The organism is Thermoplasmata archaeon (assembly GCA_038874435.1).
Taxonomy (GTDB): Archaea; Thermoplasmatota; Thermoplasmata; order Lutacidiplasmatales; family SKW197; genus SKW197.
Window position 1 is genome coordinate 63,353 of record JAVZCK010000005.1, and the last position, 16,141, is coordinate 79,493.

Here is a 16,141-nt window from a genome sequence, read left to right on the forward strand (position 1 = left end):
GATGGCTGAAACCTCTATCTCAAGAAAGATTGTCTTTGCTGGCTATGGTCTGCTTTTCCTGTTAGGGCTCACCTTTTATATCTGCTGGAGCCTGGCTTATAACACCTGGACAGATGTGGGTGTTTATGCGGTCTCAGCAACCCTGATGGGCTTTGGCATCGTTGGGATGTTGCTTTATCGTGGAGAAAGAAAGGAGTGAATCACACAATTGGTTTTGGAATGTAGAGTTTCTCAAAGATAGCGATAGCCATGTCATCTGTAAGTGAGGCAACATAATCTCTTACTTTTTCTGGGTTTGTTGTGCTCACCAAATACTGCTCGCTCATCCCCTTCAGGAAAGAAAGGATTGAGCCAGAACCTTCATATCCAAGCGTGTTTGCCCTCCTTCTGAACTCCTCAATGTTCTGTCGCAGAATTGTAAGGCGAACTCCGTCGATTGCCGAGATTATTGTCTGCTTAACTTTTTCAATTGAAAGCTGGGAAATCTTCTCCCGCAGCATTTCTCTTTCTCCAGGCTCATGGATAACCTTCTCTACAAAATCCTCAGAGAACTTCGCCAAAATTCCTGCACGAAAATCCTCTAGCTCGCCAAGTGTAAATCTCATCAGATATTTCACGAGCAAAGTGTGCAACTCTTTCTCACTTGCAGGTGCATCATAGTCCAAGAGCGTTGCTTGAATCCTCTTCAGATTTGCAAGTTCATTCATGAAGGAAACAAAGATGCCTCGGATTATTCTGTCTGCCTGCTCTGCATATCTCAGATTTTCCTCGCTCAGGTAAATGTTTGGATAGTTAAAACCATAGGGCTTTCCGTCTCTCACACCCCCTATCAACTCGTTCATTGCATCCCTGATTCTTGGTGTCATACGGAGAACTACCTCATATCTTGTCGGCTCTCTGCCATGCTTAGCCACAAAATCCCTCCTGAACCGCTCGAAATTCACAATTATGTCCTTCACAATCGTATCAATTATTTCAGCATTTGTGCTGCCCAGCACTGCAGTCAATTCCTTTGGTAGTTCCTCCCTTCTTATAATTTCACCAGCAATCGCATCCTCAATGTCCCTGCCCACATACGCAATTCTATCTGAGAGTTTCACAATGCAACCCTCTAAGGTTGATGGTGGAAGTTTGTATTCTGGTCTCGTATAATCCTCAACCCTTTCCTTTCTTGGCTCCATCGGCTGAATCTCGCCACTTGGCACCTCACCATCATGGCACAGGATGCCTTCACGCACCTCCCAGGAGAGATTTAGCCCTTCACCACCTTTTTCAAGTAAATCCACGGTGCGTAAGCTGTGCACATTGTGGTGGAACTCTCCAATTCCATGTTCTTTGCATAGCTGGCTTAAACAAACTTCACCTCTGTGTCCGAAGGGTGGATGGCCAAGGTCATGCCCGAGAGCTATTGCCTCAGCTAAGTCCTCGTTCGCACCGATGGCTCTGGCTATGGTTTTAGCAATCTGAGCCACCTGGAGTGTGTGTGTCATCCGGTTGCTGATGAGCGGGTTTTTGGGTGAGATGAACACCTGAGTTTTTCCGCTTAATTTAATGAAGGCATTGGAATGGATTAGCTTGTCCCTGTCCTTGGCATAAAGTGTCCGATTCTCAGTGTCAGAAACTGGTGTGGAACGATAGGTGCCCTTACTTTCACTACTCAGCATCGCATAACTGGCACAGCTCTGTCGCTCTCTTGCAACCACTTTCTGATGAAGTTCTCTGAGCAACTCCACATTTTCTGGTTCTGGCGGATTCAATTTTTCACCCTACAGAAAGTCCTCAAATTCCTTAACCAAATCAGGGAATTTTTCTCTCACTGCCTTGAGCAAATTCAAAGCGTTGAGGCGTTCAAGTTTTGTGCCAGAGAGCAAATCAATTATGTCATCAAACACCTTGTCGCTCAGCGTAACAAGTTTCTCCTTCGCAAGCCAGTTTCTGTATTGTTTCTCCTCCAGTAATGCCCTCCAGCCCTTTTCGTATTTCTGGAGAAATGCAGCAGAATAATCACCAGCAGCAATTGCCTCTCCAGCCACCTCACCACACACCTTTGCGGCCTTACAACCGTTTGAAACGCCACCACCGGTGATAGGGTCAATCATTCTTGCAGCGTCGCCCACAAGCATCAGCCCATTGTCCACAGTTTTTTCAAGTGGCTTTGAGATGGAGACCGCACCTGCAACCATGTCTATTTTCTTGCCCTTCCTTATACCTGGCTGTTTCTCAATCCATCTGTCCAAATACTGTTTCACCTCGCCCGGATACTTTAGCTTGCTTAACTGCACCCCGATACCCACATTTGCAGTATCCTCATTCTTCGGAAACACCCAGATGTAACCACCAGGTGCACATGAACCCAGATAGAAATCACAGTATCTTCTATCGCACTCAATTCCAGTCATTCTGTACTGGATGCACGAATCTATGTCGTTCGGGCTTAAACTAGTATCAAGCCCTGCCCAGCGTCCCACCTGGGATTCGTAGCCATCTGCACCTACAACAATCTTCGCATTAATCTTCAAATCTTCTCCCATGTGTCTGGCTATCGCTCCCCTAACATAACCATCTTTCTTTATGATGCCCCTTACCCATGTCTTCAGCATGATTTCTGCACCTGCTTTTGCAGCAAGTTCCGCAAGAGCCTTATCAAACTGGTCTCGTTCAATCACATAGCCCACTTCGTTGCCCGCATCCTTCTCATTGATTTCCCATACCTTGCCAGAAGGTGAAAAAATTCTGGCTCCGTCAACCTCGTTTGCAATCCATCGCCTGTTCTCTGGTATCCCAACATCCTTAAGCCAGTATTTTGAAAGACCTTCACCGCATCTGACTGGAGAGCCAATTTCCTGGCGTTTCTCAACGAGAAGAACATTTGCACCTGACTTTGCTGCATACCAGGCAGTTACACTACCTGCAGGTCCAGCTCCAACAACAAGCACATCGCAATTAATTTCCTTCATTTTACCACCTCATTCGGAGATTGCCCCCACAGGGCAAACTTTCACACAAATCTTACATTTTACGCACCTTTCTTCATCAAACACAACTCTTGTCTCTTCGAGATAAATTGCATTCTTCGGACAGCTTCCAACACAAGCACCACAGTACATGCACTTTTCCTTATCACTCTTCATCATTACCACCTCTGTACTCAGAGAGCGGAATTGAGTATTTCTTCTCAACCTCTGTTCTGTAAGTTGGTCCTGAGTTGTAAGCACAAAATGGAATGATTCTTCCATCAGGCACAACATAGTGAATTACGCAACGCTTTACTCTCTCAATGTCGTAGTTATACATATCCTGGAAGTGCATTCCACCAACCATCATCATTCTCCATGAGAATTCTGCAAGTTTGGACTTGCCTTTTGTGGAAAGCACACCTTGGATCGTCTTTATGAACTTCATCTTGTCCATACCCTTAGGTGCATGATTTTCGTCAAAGCATTCCTCGAGTAGAGAGTTAGCAGAGAGGAGGAAACGCTTCTTCAAAAGCTTCGCATCTAGGGCTTTTTCCGCAAGTTTGTTTAATTCTGCGAAGAATCGCTCTACATCAATGAACCTTGTTATTGGAATTGGGTTCCCATCTTCCTCTACGAACAGATAGGTAGCAAGCCCGCAGTGTGGATGCGAGGTGAATGCTACCACTGGCTCTTCGTTCACTGCATAGAAGAATCTAGAGACAGGTGCTACTACAGGCACTGGATAGAAGTCATCCTTCTTGAGAAAATTTGTCTGATTAACCAGCCGGTCCACAAGGTCAGGTAAAGTGAACCTACCCTGCATCCTTTCCTCCTGGTTAATTCTGCCAGTAAATGAAACTGGTTGATAGTTCACCGCTTTGATGATGTCTCTGTTTTCAATTGCATATTTCAAGATTGCTCCGACTTGATGGTCATTAACTCCGTTCACAACTGTAGGAACAAGCACAACGCTCATTTTCAGGTTATCTTGCTTCAGTTTCCTGATGTTCTCAATTGCCTTCTTTTTCACCTCAAGCAATGGCTTTCCTCTCGCTTTTATGTAAATCTCCTCTTCCAGACCATCAAACTGGAGGTAAACTGTGTCCAGTCCTGCAATTGCACACTGTTTCACATAGTCGTAACTCCTTGCGAACTTTACACCATTGGTGGCGACCTGAATCTGAGAGAAACCAAGTTTCTCTGCCTCCTGCAAAACCTCAATAAATTTCGGATAGACGGTTGGCTCACCCCCTGCAAACTGAATTGCGGTATTTGCTACAGGTTTCTGGCTTCTGAGAACCTTCATCATTTCAACAACCTGCTCAAAACTTGGCTCGTAAACATAGCCAGCAGCATTTGCATTTGCGAAACAGATTGGACATCGCAAATTACACCGATTTGTAAGGTCTAGGTTTGCAAGCACAGTGTGGCTCAGATGCAGATTGCAGAGCCCACAGTTATCCGGGCAGGTTTTAGCATTCTTTATCGCAGGATTTTCCACGCCAATGCCATCGAATGCCCATTTCTCCGCTTTTTTGTAGAGTTCCACATCACTCCAGTAAATGTCTTTGAATGTGCCATGCTGGGCACAGTGCTTCTCAATCATCACCTTACCGTTCTCCTCAAAAATCTTCGCTTTTATCACCTTACCGCACTCTGGACAGAGGGTTTCAGTTTCTTTCGGCAGGCCCTTTTTCAAACTACTTTTCTGCACGACCATGGTATCACGGGACAAGGCAAGATGACGAAACAAATAAATCTTTTGTAGCATTCGGTGAGACATGTATGAGGCATTGTTTGAGGTCTTAAAAGGATTTGAGAATGCGGACATTGCCGAATTTGAGCGTATAACTGGCAATGCAATTTCTGCGATGGAAGAAATAGGGTTCAGCCATGCGGAGGCAAGGGCATATGTTTACCTTTTTGTAGCAGGATATGGAACTGTTGAGTTAATCGCAAGCATGGCAGGTTTACCTAGGACCTCTGCCTATAGAATCTTCAGAAAGCTTGAAAAAAAAGGGTGTGTGAAGGCAATCGGCGAAGAGCCAAGAATCTATCGTGTGATTTCACCCGAAATTATTGCTTCTAACATAGCTAGCAGAATTGCAGGGGACTTCGAAGCCCTGGAAAAATACCGAATTTCGCTGGAGGATGGACGGCTCAGTGCAGTGCAACGCATTGAACAAAAGGATGTCGGGAAAAAGCTGAGTGTACTTATTGATGCATCTGAAAGAGAACTGCTGATTTCAACCTCACAATTCGGAAAATTTTGGAAACTGGGGGAGCGAGCCATAAATCATGCAATTGCAAAAAGCCTGAAAATTGTTTTGCTGACACCGAAGCCCGTCAAACTTAACGGAGTTAATTGTATTGTTGATGAAAAAATTAGTACGACCGAGATTGTAGCTGACAGAAAAGCAATGATTTTTACAACAAACTGGAAGGAGTTCTATTTCACAACACAACCAGAGTTTATTGCTCATCTGATTGGAGCTTGGAGCGGGAAAATTTAGGCACTTCAGCAATTTTTATATACCTCCCCAAATATGCACATTTCCGAAAAAATATCATAAAGGTGAAAAAATGGCACTTGAAGGAGTATCCCCAAATGCCGAAAAGGTCTACGATGTGATGAAAGAGCTCGGAATTGTCGGTGAAGCAAAGATGGCTACTGCTGAGAGAATCACTCAGGCAGCAAAACTGCCAAAGAACATGGTGCTTAACGCACTCCAGGAATTGCAGAACAAGGGATATGTGAAGAGAAAGGTAAGAGAGAAGGCAGCAGGGTACTACCTCGTTGAGGGAAAGTAAATTCTTCAATTTCATTTATTCTTCTTATTTCCCGGCTCTTTTTTTTCGATTTAATTCTCTGGAGTAATTTATGTTTGGATGGCACGGGACGCTTCTCCGTGTAAATCTGACAGACCAAACATCATTGCTGGAACAAATTCCAGAAAACATTTTGCACAGTTTTGTTGGGGGAAGAGGGCTCGGTACTGCCATCGCTCACAAAGAACTAAAACCTGGAGCTGAACCACTTTCTAAAGAAAACAAATTAATTTTTTGCACCGGACCACTGACAGGGACAGGTGTGCCCACAAGCTCAAGGTTTACCTGCACTTCAATTTCACCGCTTACCAGAACCATTTTTGATTCAAATTGCGGTGGCGTTTTTGGCATTCAACTTAAGCGTTCTGGAGTTGATGCGTTGATTATAGAAGGCAGGGCTGAGAAACCAGTCGTTCTCTATGTTGATAATGCAAAAACAACGATTGAGGATGCTGAGGGGCTCTGGGGCAAGACCACACAACAGGTGTTTGATGCGCTCGAGAAGGATGGAAAGGTTCTGTGCATTGGGCCGGCTGGCGAAAATCTTGTGAAAATTGCTAACATCCAGACTTCAAATTACCATGCGATTGGCAGGGGTGGCCTCGGTGCTGTTATGGGTGCTAAAAAATTGAAGGCAATAGTGTGCAGAGGCAATGGAAATGTGGGCGTGAAGGACAAAGAAAAGCTCAGGTTTTTTGTGAATGAGATGATGAAATGGCTAAACGCAAGCCCGATAACCTCTAAGGCACTGCCGCACCTTGGCACCCCTGGACTTGTAAATCTGATAAATGAGTATGGCATGCTTCCTGTTCTACGCTGGAAAAATGGGTTCGACCCAAGGGCTGAGAAAGTTTCTGGTGAGGCCTTGCGGGAGCATTTTGTAAGGCAGGAAGGATGCAGGGCCTGTCCAATAAACTGCGGAAGAATTTCTGGCATGGATGGAATCTTTGTGAAGGGACCTGAATACGAAACAATTTGGGCCCTTGGAATTAACTGCGGAATTTTCGACCTGAAGACAATTATTGCAGCCAATCGGCTCTGTAATCTCTATGGCCTAGACACGATTTCCACAGGAGCCACAGTCGCTGCAGCAATGGAGCTATGTGGGAAAAACGAGGAATTGAATGCGAAATTTGGAGATGGAGAGAGTTTGCTAAAACTGATTGAGAAAATTGCATTTAGGCAGGGAATTGGGAATGAGCTAGCTGAAGGTTCCGAACATTTCTGCAAAATCCATGGGTTAGAAAGTTTCACTGTGAAAGGGCTTGAGTTGCCCGCTTATGACCCCAGAGGTGCGTTCGGGCTTGGCCTGGCATATGCAACAGCCAACAGGGGCGGATGCCATCTGAAGGGTTACATGATTGCACCAGAAATTCTGGGCATACCCAGATTTTTCAACCGTTTCACGGAGAGTGACAAGCCAGACATCGTGGCAAGGGTGCAGAACACTGCAGCAGTTATAGATTCGCTTGTGCTCTGTCTCTTCACGAATTTTGCTGTTTCTGAAGGCTATTACGCCCGTTTGCTTTCTGCAGTTACTGGTGTTGAGTTCAGAGCAGAGGACCTCCAGGAGATTGGAGAGAGAATATGGAATCTTGAACGGCTCTGGAATGTGAGGGCTGGGAGAGCGATAGATACACTGCCAGAGAGATTGCTTCAGGCGCCGCTGAGCTCGGGCAATTCTGCAGGAAAAGTCGTGCCTCTAAAAGCCATGCTTCAGAAATACTATGCGGTTAGGGGCTGGGATGAAAATGGGGTTCCAAAGAGGGAGAAGCTGAGGGAATTGGGGATTAGTTAGCCCTCATACACCACAATTACAACCCAAGGTTTCACATCTGTGAAAATTATTACATCATTTTTCTTGGGAAGCTCGCGCTTAAGTTCGTCAATTATGTATGCTCTATCTGGATCCAGCAAAAATGGAATAAAATGAATCTCGCCATTGTATTTTCCAATATCAATAAATTCTGCATCCTTGAATATGCCTGGCTGAATTGAAATACCCATCTGGTTCGTTATCCGTCTCTTCGGAATCACAATACAAGGTAGTTTTGCCCGCCTTGAGTAATGCTGAAGCTTTACAAAGTTCCTGTCTTCCTTCAACGCTTCTAGCAACTCTTCTTTTTCTGCATTAATTCTGCTCAGAGGTTTTGGGCCGATGTAATGCAAACACATCTCTCCCCTTGCATTTCTGCCTGCGAAGAACAGGTTCCAGATGTTCTGTCCATCCCTTGCAAACACCTTCAAAATTTTCGGCTCTATTGGTTCTGGCATCCAAACATAATACTGGTAGGTAGTATAACCCTGCATTGGTTTCACCTCTTCCTGACTCTCAATACCTCCATCAAAAATTTCAGCAACGAGAAGGAGCATGAAAATGAGCAGAAGTAGAAAAAATACGAACACACTTATTGCTAGTAACGAGACCAACACAGAAGATGCAGGGACCACACCGAGTCCAATTTCCATTGTATTCATAAATAGCATTGGTAGATAAAGAGTTTTTTGTTTTTATTCGATGTATCTTTGTGGCTCTCTGTCAAATGCCTTCTTACATCCTAATGCACAAAAATAGTAGGTCTTCCCTTTGTAAATTGATGTGTACTTTGCTTTTTTTTTCCTCCACATTCATTTTGCAGACAGGGTCTATTGCAGTTATGGTATCACCAATCTTCCAACATCACCTGAACCTTTTTAAAGATAGCGAAAGGAGCAAAACACTCACTGAACTGAACGCCATTGCAAGGGCTGCAAACTCAGGTTTCATTGTAATTCCAAGTGGATGTAATACACCTGCAGCCACAGGAATGAGAAAGAAGTTGTATGCAAACGCCCAGAAAATGTTCTGTCTTATCCTTGACATCACTTCCCTGCTCAACCTCAGGGCTTTGTGCACATCTGCAATTCTGTCGCTCACGAGGACAATGTCTCCGCTCTCAATTGCAACATCACTCGCCTGGCCCATCGCAATTCCCACATGGGCTGATGCAAGAGCGGGAGCATCATTTACACCATCACCCACAAAGCATACAACCTCCCCTTCACCAGCAAGTGCTTGAACAATCGCTGCTTTTTTATCGGGCATCACACTTGCAAAAACCTTCTCTATTCCCAGCCTCTTAGCTGTATAACTAGCACTTCTCTCACTGTCTCCAGTCACCATCACTGTCTTAATTCCCTCCTTCTTTATTCTCTCAACTGTCTCTCTTGCATCCATTCGTATCTCATCTCCAATTATGAAAATACCCACAAATTTTCTGTCAATTGCGAGAAGCACGGTATTTCGCCCGATCTCTCTAGCTCGCTCAATCTTTTGCTTAAACTCCTTCTCAATTTCAATTCCGAAACTCCCAAGCATCTGTTCACTGCCTACAACAACTTCCCAGCCATTCACAATCCCCCGCACTCCTTTTCCTTCCACCTCCTCAAAATTCTCCACCTCGAGATCCTTTCCTCCCTTTCCAAACTCAACAATGGCTTCTGCCAGAGGATGCACACTTTTGCTTTCTACTGCAGCAGCAAACCCTATTGCCTGTTTTCTCTCAAATTCAGGGGAGCAGTGGAATTCCAGCACTCTTGTTTTTCCAGAAGTCAATGTCCCTGTCTTGTCGAAAACTACTGTCGTAACATTTTCTGCAACCTCTAACACTTCAGCGTTTTTTATGAAAATTCCTAGTTCTGCACCCCTTCCCACACCAACAGTAACTGCAGCAGGCGTTGCAAGCCCCAAAGCGCATGGACAGGCAACTGCAACCACTGCAATGAAAACTGAGAGAGCAAAGAGGAAACTCTCATGCATTACAAAGTACCAAAAAAGGGAGGAACTGAGGGCTATGCAGAGCACAAATGGTATGAAATACCTCACAACCTTGTCCGCAATTCCCTGAATTCTGGGTCGTGAGTTCATTGCCTCACTCACCAGCCGAATTATCCCGCCAAGCACCGTTTCTGAACCAGTTTTCTCAACTCTCACTTTGACTGTGCCCTTCCTCGCAATTGTACCCCCTACGACTTTCTCTCCTGGCTTCTTCAATTTCGGAAGCGGTTCTCCAGTAAGCATTGATTCGTCCACATAACTCCAGCCATCAAGAACTGTACCATCCACTGGTATCCTCTCACCTGCCCTCACAATTACAATCTCTCCTATCTTCAGGGCTTCGACACTTACCTCCTCCTCAGTTTCTCCACGCAGCACTCTCGCCTTCTTCGGTTGAAGAGCAAGCAATCGCTTTATGCTTGCAGTAGTCCCTGCTTTTGCTCTTTGCTCAAGTGTTCTCCCCAGCATCAGAAAGGATGCCAGCAGCAAAGCGGCATCAAAAAGCATAAAATCATTACCGAGAACTCCAAAGGTAGCGAGCACACCAGCAAGGTAGGAAATTGTGGTACCAAGTGCATACATTACATCCATGCTCAATGTAAAATTTTTGAGAGATCGATAGGCACCTGTGAGAATGGGCGATGCCACATAGAAAAAGAGAGGAGTTGCAACCAAAAAACTTACTAATCTAGCTTCAAAAAACACATACACATGGGTAAACATCAGGAACATGAACAGTATGCCAGAGACAAAGCCAACAACAACGCGATACACCTGAGATTTATCAACTGGTTCTCCAATTCTTTCCTCAGTTCCAAGATACCTGTAGCCAGTTTCCTCAATTGTTCTTGCCATTCTCTCTATGTTGACTTTTTCTGGAACATACTCTACCACCACCTTCTCCGTAGCCAGGTTCACCTCTGCCTTCAAAACACCATCCAAATTTCTGAGTGATGCAGCAACAGTATTGGCACACATCGCACAGTGCATCCCTCCCACTTTCAGCTCTGCTTTTGTAGGATTCATTCTTGCTCACCCAAGTTCCTCTGAAGGTATCTTATCAATCCAGGTGTGATCAACACCTTTCCATCCACAATCGGATACCCATAGGGAAGGATTGTGATGTGACCATCAGGATGCTCTATTTCCACCTCCGTCGTGAGCGGAATCTCAGATAATCTTTTTCCCTGCAACACTTGATGGGCAACATAGGCAGCAATGTCTATTGAAAGCTGGGTTTTTCCGAGATTTCTAGCAATCCCTCTTGTTTTTTCTGTGATCAAACGCTTGGTCTTGCCAGTAAACTCTCTATCACCGAGAATTCCGCCAATCACTATATAATTTGCTCTCTGCATGTCCTCTGGCTCAAGAGGTTTGTCTGCAAGAGGGTCTAGCACTATTGGGTTCTCTAGCTTTAACTCGTAAACATGCTCCCTAAAAACTTCTGATGATATCATTGAAAGGGTAGTATACATTCTATCATCCTTTACATTTGTAAATTTGACCTTACCCCAAATGCTAACAGCATGCCTGTACTCTAAAAAAAGCCACTCAGAAAGCTCTTCCTCGCAATTTTCTATAACACACTGCATTTAATCCCACCAGAAAAAGGATGAGAAAACCTATTCCCTCAGGGACAATGTATACTGAATAATTATTCGAATAATAGACACCCGCTTCTCTAATTGTTGCAACTCCATAGGTAACGCCATCGTAAATTATATTCCATGTGTGCTGCAAATCCCCGTCCTCTGCCCATACTGAGATATTAAACTGGTAGTTGCTGTAGTTTGAGGGAATGCTTGTCTTCATTTTCACAACAATAAAGAAACTCTTAGTTTGAGTAGGTGAAATTAATGAATCAACTGTTTTCGGTAGAGTTATTCTAAGAAATCCCGCATACATATCTGAATAATTATAAATTCCAGCTAACCATTTATCTGTAATGTTGTTAAACCCCTGATTTCCATCTGCATCTAACCACACTGATACATTCTCAAAAAGAGCACTCAGGTTCTGAGGATACATTATTATACCGGTTGTACTTAAAAAACGCACAACGATGCTAGCAAGGTAAATTGAGTTATCACCGGATATGCCATTGTGAGTGATGTTTAACATCATAAGTGCCCTTGTTTCCCCTGGAATGAGGGATGAAGAGAGTAATTTGATACCCTCAATTTTTGAATTAGCTCCTCTGTTTTTGTAGAAATAGCATGAAGTCAAACTGCCAATAATCACATCATCGTCATTTCCATCGTAGTTGCTTTTTCTGTCCAAATTTACAAGTTTGAGAAGTGAAAGAGGTGCATGGCCAGTATCGCAGTAGGTGAAATTGCCAGTACTGCCTTCTACATAAGCCACAACTCCATTGAGCATCCCGAGAACTACATCATCCCAACCGTTGTTATTTACATCACTTGCACAAATAGTTGCGATGTTTGTAAAACCAATTAAATTATTCCAGTTCCACAGCATAGATAGATTCTGCGGATTTCTCCAAACTTTTGCACTTTGCGTTCCGTTCACAACACAGGCGACATCTAGATAGCCGTCTCGATTTAAATCTGCAAGTGCAAGTGAGGTTATATTCTTATCAACTCCATCAAAAAAATATTGTTGCCAGCCGGAGACATTGAATGGGTTTTTTAAGTTTTTCCAGATAATTCCCGACTTGATACCCACATTTGAATCATAGCCACAAACAATGTCCGTCCAACCATCGTTATCCATGTCTGCTGTGGCTAATGCTAGAACTGTATTGTTCTGAAATCTAGCTGTATTATCAAGCCAGTCGCCATTGTGGTCTGTTATGCTATCGCTTCCTCGCTTGTAAACTACCAGCCAGCCATCTGTATCCCCACACACAACATCAATTATCCCATCCCTGTTCATATCCGCAAGCGAAATTTGTGTAATTTTACCAACAGGTATAACATCCATTCCAGGGTCATACCATTCCTCCCAGTCCCATACCCATGAATTGCCCCATGGATTTTTTTGCGCAGTGGCAACGCATAACAGATTTTTGCTTCCGTTGTGTCCTGAAAAGACAACTTCAGCATAGCCATCATTGTCCACATCACCACATTCAAGCGCGTAAATTCGTACAAAATCTGAAGTAACTGTGCATCTCTCCCAGGATGCACCAAATGGAGATGTGTGTGCATCGCCGGGATTCTTCCATGCATAAATAGATGCAGAGAACTCATCCGAATGTGCAGTTACAATGTCCATGTCTCCGTCATTATCAAGATCGGAAACAGCCATTGCTACGATTGGGCGAGAATCGGAAAGCTGGGTTTCTGAATCCAGATAAAGGTCAAAGTTTCGGTGCAAAAGCGTGTTATTCAGTATGTAGAGATTTTTGTTGTCAGAGACAAGCACAATGTCCATATCTCCATCACGGTCATAATCAAATACTCCAATGTCCCAGATTTTAGTAGCACCAGCGTTTCCGAGATATCTCATCTCAAAACTTCCATTTCTTTTATTTTCGAAAGCATACACACTTCCATTGTCACAACCTGCAATTATATCAGAAAAGCCATCATTGTCAAAATCGCAAGTGGTAAGAGAGTACACATTTGTACCGATGGAGTAGGTGGTCAAGTCATACACAAAATTTGGTGCGACTGCAACTAGGACCTGGAGTTTGTCGGTCGCAAATACTACATCGTTAAGCGCATCATTATTAAAATCTGCGATTTTAACTCCTCGCACATCATTTCCATCCCCAAATGTGCCCATGGGTTTCCACACGCTTGTAAACGACATGATGCCAACTTCCTGCCCATTGTTGCTCTCAGTTGAATACACCAAATCTCCCAGCACATCTATGTCTAGATGTTCTGTCTCAACACACAATACATTTTTATCCAAATTTACAACATCTTCTTTAAAAAAATTAAAGCCAGTAGTATGGTCATTTCGATAAGAAATCAATTCATAACCAGTATTAACGCTGGCTCCGCAGAGAATATCTAGATACCCATCGCGGTTGAAATCAATCACAGACAGTGAATTCACATCCACCTCCAGGTTAAAGGCATCTATTTCTACCTGGGTAAATATGAAATTCTGATTTGTAAAAATACTTATCTCTCTTTTACCTAAAGAATTTCCAGGGTTTGCAGCAGTGCCTATCACAATGTCCAACCAGCCATTCCAATCAAAATCTCCGAGTGCACAGGTATACACATTCACATTAGTGTTGTATAGGGTTTCCTTCTGAAAATTCCCTCCTACATTTTTCCAAAGAATTACCTCGTTCCCTGTAGACGTCTTCCCTACAGTAACTATATCCTCTAGCCCATCGTTATTCATGTCCCCAGTACAAAGGTCGTATAGTATGTCGTCCCCTGTTCCAAGAAGCCAGAAACTCGTTCCAAAACTTACTTGGGTTTCTTCATGATAATAGCGAGTGAGCGGTTGAAATGGCTCCACGACATCCTTCTGGCCCTCCCATGATTCTGCCTCGAAATAATAAACATAAGAGCTTCCAGGAAGAACAAAGCCAACAATAAATTCAATTGCGGTTTCATTCTTTGCAACAGTTATTTCATGGCTAGATTCCGATTTTGCACCGTTAGTTATTGCATAAATCTTTGTGTCCGTAATTCTTCCAGAGATTCCGCCGATTTCTATGAGATAACCATTGACAATTCCAGCACTGTTATTGTGCGCATTAAGAGTTGGTGATGTATCTACATAAACTCTCAGCCAGTCCTTTCCATAGATACTATGTGGTTGTGGCGTGCCACTTCCTCCAGAGCTTCCCCTTACAAGTTTTCCGAGTGGCACTTCTGTACCCTGCATGAGACCCGACTTGACCTCCATAAAAAATGCACTCCTTGATGCAAGAACCTTGCACTCTAGAATATTAATTTGATCTGGCAATTCCTCTGAATCAGTATCTATGATTGGCGAGATATTCTCCCAATCCTGAAATGCACCATCTATCTGAATGTATTGCGGTGCCTGGGCAATATAAAAATTTCCATGAAATGCGTTCATATGAACTCTTGCATCCGATTCAACCAAAACAGAATTAATGTTTATCTGGCTCCCAGATGTCAAATCATCTGAGGGCTGAAGAAATACCTGAATGCTCTGGGGCTGATTTTCAGCAAGAATCCATGGGAGATATGCATCACTTCCGGAATTTGCAAATTTCAATTTAATCTGACCGAGGTTTCCGGGCAAAGTGATATTTCTCAATGCTACATAGCCACCCTTAGCTGTAAATTGCATTTCGATTAACGGATTAAATGTTCCTTTTTCCAGCACTCTGTCGCCCGAGAGTTTCACATTTACATGAAGAGAAGGCGTTTGCGGAAATACATATGATTCTGTTGCACATACACACTCATTCATACTATCTACATGTTTAGCATAAAACAGGCATCTAGGATTCTGAGCTTGCAATTTCACTTTTGCTTCCATTCTCTCCTTATCAACACGAAACAGCACATTACCACATGGTTCCCAAGCATTCCAGTCATTTTGGTTCAGTGTAGAAGTGTACTTGGTAAAACTCGCTCTCACAACTTCTGTATCCCAACCAACTAATTCTATTTTGTAATCTGCACCGCCTCCACCCACAAGATATCCTGTGTTGCTATCTGAGTCCACATCAACAAAAACCAGAAGCGCATCAACGCCATCTGCCTTTCCCATAAAGAAGAAGCCGCTCACTTCCGCATAAAAATACAAGTTATTTTCCGATGCAACCACACTTACACGATTTATCTCAACATCTTTAACTGGGACTTGTTTCGTCATTTTATAAAATAATTTACCCTCCCAGTCAGAAAAATTTCCATCAATTTCAATTGGCTCTTTTTTACCTGAAAATACCGTGTAAAACATAAAAAGGGTGGAGAATATTAGCAACAATGTGACGAACACTGCAACAGCTATCTTAATTCGTTTACTTGCTCTTGGCTTTTTTTCCTCACCTCTAATCACAGGCATCTTTTTTCGAGGAGAAACTTGTTGTGGAGTCTCAGACTTTTCTGCAATTGTCTTAGGTTTTTCTGGCTCAGGTTGCACTACCTGTTCAACATCCTGTGGAACTTCCCCCACTTGCTCCTCCGTTTCACTCTCCTCCTCTTTCTCTGTATCTGAAAGAATTACTGGTGCAAGCTCCGCCTTCGCTTTCACAACCTTGAATTTTATGTCCTCGCCTCTTTCCACACTCTCTTCTATCTCTGCTATCTCCTTCTTCATCTCCTGAATCGTGCGTTCAATCTCCTCGTCCTCTATTTCTTCCCTCTCAATCTCTTTAACACCAGAGAGAATTGTTCTTGCCCGCTCCTGTGTCATACCTGGAATTTTCAAAAGGTCCTCTTCAGTCGCATACTTCAAATCCTCTGGAGTTTTATAACCCGCATCATACAACCTTTTTGAAAATCTAACGCCAACACCAGGTATCTTCGAAAGTTCGAGAATTTTCTTTTCCATGTCTTCGTCTGCCACTGCTCTCACCTTTGATATAGCTCCATATGAAAGAGAGTATTAGCACGATTTACTTAAA

Annotated in this window: 13 protein-coding genes; 4 read left to right on the forward strand and 9 right to left on the reverse strand. The window is 43.5% G+C overall.

Annotated features, from left to right (window positions below; all coding sequences use genetic code 11):
• Position 1 precedes the first annotated feature (1 nt).
• Complete coding sequence (locus QXD64_03285) at positions 2–199, forward strand: hypothetical protein (protein MEM3396338.1); 198 nt, start codon at positions 2–4, stop codon at positions 197–199.
• A gap of 1 nt (position 200) precedes the next feature.
• Here the strand turns inward: QXD64_03285 and dgt are convergent, their stop codons facing one another.
• From dgt to QXD64_03305, 4 genes are read right to left on the reverse strand one after another with little or no spacing between them, the layout of a single operon-like run.
• Complete coding sequence (dgt, locus tag QXD64_03290; protein ID MEM3396339.1) at positions 201–1,757, reverse strand: dNTP triphosphohydrolase; 1,557 nt, start codon at positions 1,755–1,757, stop codon at positions 201–203.
• 9 nt (positions 1,758–1,766) lie between these two features.
• Positions 1,767–2,957 (reverse strand): NAD(P)/FAD-dependent oxidoreductase, encoded by a 1,191-nt coding sequence (locus QXD64_03295; protein MEM3396340.1) that lies wholly within the window; start codon positions 2,955–2,957, stop codon positions 1,767–1,769.
• Between the two features lie 9 nt (positions 2,958–2,966).
• On the reverse strand, positions 2,967–3,134 hold the full coding sequence (locus QXD64_03300; GenBank protein ID MEM3396341.1) for a 4Fe-4S binding protein: 168 nt from the start codon (positions 3,132–3,134) through the stop codon (positions 2,967–2,969).
• Positions 3,121–4,677 carry a radical SAM protein gene (locus QXD64_03305; protein MEM3396342.1) on the reverse strand — a complete coding sequence of 519 codons (1,557 nt, stop codon included), beginning with the start codon at positions 4,675–4,677 and terminating at the stop codon, positions 3,121–3,123. Before QXD64_03305 ends, QXD64_03300 begins: the two co-directional genes overlap by 14 nt.
• 61 nt (positions 4,678–4,738) lie before the next feature.
• On the opposite strand from QXD64_03305, the gene QXD64_03310 reads away from it, so the two are divergent.
• The 3 genes from QXD64_03310 to QXD64_03320 all read left to right on the forward strand — a co-directional run bounded on the left by QXD64_03310 (position 4,739) and on the right by QXD64_03320 (position 7,584).
• Positions 4,739–5,470 (forward strand): helix-turn-helix domain-containing protein, encoded by a 732-nt coding sequence (locus QXD64_03310; protein ID MEM3396343.1) that lies wholly within the window; start codon positions 4,739–4,741, stop codon positions 5,468–5,470.
• 70 nt (positions 5,471–5,540) lie between these two features.
• Positions 5,541–5,768, forward strand: coding sequence for a transcriptional regulator (locus QXD64_03315; protein MEM3396344.1), 228 nt, complete (start codon positions 5,541–5,543; stop codon positions 5,766–5,768).
• Positions 5,769–5,838: 70 nt separating this feature from the next.
• The gene (locus tag QXD64_03320) at positions 5,839–7,584 is read left to right on the forward strand and encodes an aldehyde ferredoxin oxidoreductase family protein (protein MEM3396345.1); all 1,746 of its coding nucleotides are present in this window, start codon (positions 5,839–5,841) and stop codon (positions 7,582–7,584) included.
• Here the strand turns inward: QXD64_03320 and QXD64_03325 are convergent.
• Genes QXD64_03325 through QXD64_03345 form a run of 5 tightly spaced genes read right to left on the reverse strand, consistent with a single transcriptional unit; the run spans position 7,581 to position 16,083 of the window.
• A complete protein-coding gene (locus QXD64_03325; GenBank protein MEM3396346.1) occupies positions 7,581–8,255 on the reverse strand; it encodes a hypothetical protein in 675 nt (224 codons plus the stop codon). The two genes, QXD64_03320 and QXD64_03325, sit on opposite strands and share 4 nt — an antisense overlap.
• A 42-nt stretch (positions 8,256–8,297) precedes the next feature.
• Entirely contained in the window at positions 8,298–8,414 is a 117-nt protein-coding gene (locus QXD64_03330; GenBank protein ID MEM3396347.1) for a YHS domain-containing protein, read from the reverse strand.
• Between the two features lie 52 nt (positions 8,415–8,466).
• Entirely contained in the window at positions 8,467–10,629 is a 2,163-nt protein-coding gene (locus QXD64_03335) for a heavy metal translocating P-type ATPase (protein ID MEM3396348.1), read from the reverse strand.
• Entirely contained in the window at positions 10,626–11,195 is a 570-nt protein-coding gene (locus tag QXD64_03340; protein ID MEM3396349.1) for an SAM-dependent methyltransferase, read from the reverse strand. Before QXD64_03340 ends, QXD64_03335 begins: the two co-directional genes overlap by 4 nt.
• Positions 11,155–16,083 (reverse strand): FG-GAP-like repeat-containing protein, encoded by a 4,929-nt coding sequence (locus QXD64_03345; protein MEM3396350.1) that lies wholly within the window; start codon positions 16,081–16,083, stop codon positions 11,155–11,157. The genes QXD64_03340 and QXD64_03345 overlap by 41 nt, the downstream gene beginning before the upstream one ends.
• Positions 16,084–16,141: the final 58 nt, after the last annotated feature.